The organism is Vibrio sp. Vb0349, assembly GCF_033338975.1.
The window spans coordinates 1-1395 of record NZ_JAWOTS010000201.1 but is presented as its reverse complement, the minus strand read 5'-3'; the positions used below and the strand labels follow the sequence as shown (position 1 = coordinate 1395).

Annotated in this window: 2 protein-coding genes; both read left to right on the top strand. The window is 42.6% G+C overall.

Annotation, left to right across the window (positions count from 1 at the left end; all coding sequences use genetic code 11):
- A partial coding sequence (coaD, locus tag R7Q47_RS24540; RefSeq protein ID WP_318089849.1) for a pantetheine-phosphate adenylyltransferase occupies positions 1-361 on the top strand: 361 nt, incomplete at its 5' end.
- The gene (locus R7Q47_RS24535) at positions 348-1283 is read left to right on the top strand and encodes a glycosyl transferase family 90 (RefSeq protein WP_031778439.1); all 936 of its coding nucleotides are present in this window, start codon (positions 348-350) and stop codon (positions 1281-1283) included. The genes coaD and R7Q47_RS24535, both read left to right, overlap by 14 nt.
- The last annotated feature ends 112 nt before the right edge of the window (positions 1284-1395 follow it).

The following is a 1395-nucleotide window of genomic DNA, read 5'->3' as shown; positions in this document are numbered from 1 at the left end:
CACTATATTCACATTGGAAGAGCGCGTCGCTTTGATGGAAGAGGTAGTGGCACATTTACCTGGCGTGACAGTAAAAGGGTTTTCTGGATTGTTAGTGGATTTTGCTCGCCAAGAACAAGCCAAAGTGCTGATTCGCGGGTTAAGAACGACAGTCGACTTTGAGTATGAGTTTGGTTTGACTAACATGTATCGAAAACTACTACCTGGGATTGAGAGTGTATTTCTGACTCCAGAAGAAGAGTTTGCCTTTTTATCTTCGACCATCGTGCGTGAAGTTGCTATCCATGGCGGCAGTATTGAGCAGTTCGTTCCCGCGGCCGTTGCTAACGCTATTGAGAAGAAAGTAAATGAAAGACAGTAAGTTTCCTTATTATTTCTCAAACGCACTTTCGATGCTGGTTCCTCGTTTTGTATATCGAGCACAGGCAAAGCGTTTACTTTCTACTCTGACTGAAGCGGAGAAGCAGTACTGTCTTGAGCGAGTAAATTACTACAACAAGTGTGGGCAACCATTTACGGTCGATAGCCGAGAACAGAGTTACGCTAAAATTGGCGAATTCAAAAAAACAAAAGGTTGGACTTATTTTTTCGATACGCGCCAAGTCATACGCTATTTCCCGTCTGAGTTTACATTCAACTACATCAATGGCGATGTGACGCATATTCCCAATGTTCCGAGCTTTATTAAAAGTCGCCCTATCCACGGCGACAATCAGAATTCTGTCGTTTTAAAGCTGAATCAAATCCGTCATTTTAAATTTGTCGATGACGAAATGAGCTACCACGATAAGAAAGACATGGTGGCGTGGCGAGGTGTCGGCTTTCAGCCTCACCGTCAAACGGTAATTCATGCTTTCTACGATCATCCGCAGTGCAATATTGGCCAGACTCGACCGCAAGAAGGACAGCCTTGGGAAAAAGGCTTTATGAGTATTGAGGAGCAACTTCAATACAAGTTCTTGCTGTGTATTGAAGGTAATGATGTCGCAACTAACCTGAAGTGGGCAATGTCCTCTAACTCATTGGTTATTATGTCGAAACCTAAGTACGAAACGTGGTTTATGGAAGGTAAGCTAGAAGCTGGCATCCACTATGTTGAAGTGCAGGATGATTATTCAGATTTGCCTGAAAAGATGGACTATTACCTAGCGAATGAGCAAGAAGCATTAGCGATCATTGAGAATGCGCACCAATGGGTTGAGCAGTTCAAAGATAAACGTAAAGAGCGTTTGATCTCATTGATGGTTGCCGATAAGTACTTCACCTTATCTCAACAACAATAAAAAAGGGGCGAAACGCCCCTTTTTTTATTCTTGTAAGCTTCCAAAGTTTTTAAGCTTCTAGGAACTGGTCAACACCGTTTTCACAACGCTTAAGCTTGTTTTTAATGGTGTT